Here is a 680-nt window from a genome sequence, read left to right as displayed (position 1 = left end):
CCCTGGCCGCGAGCGGCTGCCCGCACGTCGCCGTGGTCGCCCGCCGGCCCGAGGCCGTCGCGGAGCTCGCCCAGGTCGGCGAGCGCCTCGGCATCCGGGTGGCCCCGCTGCCCTGGGAGCTGCTCGCCACCGGCCTGCCCGCAGGCCCTGACCTGGCCATCGCCACGACCCCGGCGGGCGCCACGGACCGGCTCGCCGCCCGGCGGTGGCCGGCGTCCTGCCAGCTCGTCGAGCTGCTCTACCACCCGTGGCCGACGGAGCTCGCGGCCGCGGCCTACCGGGCCGGCGCCCGGGTGGCCGGCGGTCTGGAGATCCTCGCCGCGCAGGCCGTCGGCCAGGTCGAGTACTTCACCGGCCGGACCGTTCCCGCCGCCGTCCTGCTCGCCGCCGGCCAGGCCGTCCACGACGAGCGCACCGGCACCCACGCCGACCAGGACCGCGCGGCCCTCCGCCAGGACCAGCCGGCCCGGTAGCGTCCGCCCGGCAGGTCGTTCTCAGCGCGGTCCCTCGCCTGCCCGCCGGCCCGCTCGCGACCGGCGCGCCGTGGGAGAATGTCCCGGTCCGGGGTCGACGGAACGGGGGCCGCATGGTCGAGGCCGGACTTGTCGCGCTGGTGGCGCTCGCGGCGCTGGTGGTCGCGGTGCCGCTGGGGCCGGGGGTGGTCGCCCGCGTCCCGCCGC

At 80.0% G+C, this 680-nt stretch carries 1 pseudogene; it reads left to right on the top strand.

The features are described 5' to 3' along the window. A pseudogene (locus MXD58_RS24390) lies at positions 1-473 on the top strand (shikimate dehydrogenase); the annotation flags it as partial. Positions 474-680: the final 207 nt, after the last annotated feature.

This window comes from Frankia sp. AgKG'84/4 (assembly GCF_023242965.2).
GTDB lineage: Bacteria > Actinomycetota > Actinomycetes > Frankiales > Frankiaceae > Frankia.
The sequence above is the reverse complement of the archived record's forward strand: the minus strand, read 5'-3'. Positions and strand labels throughout refer to the sequence as shown.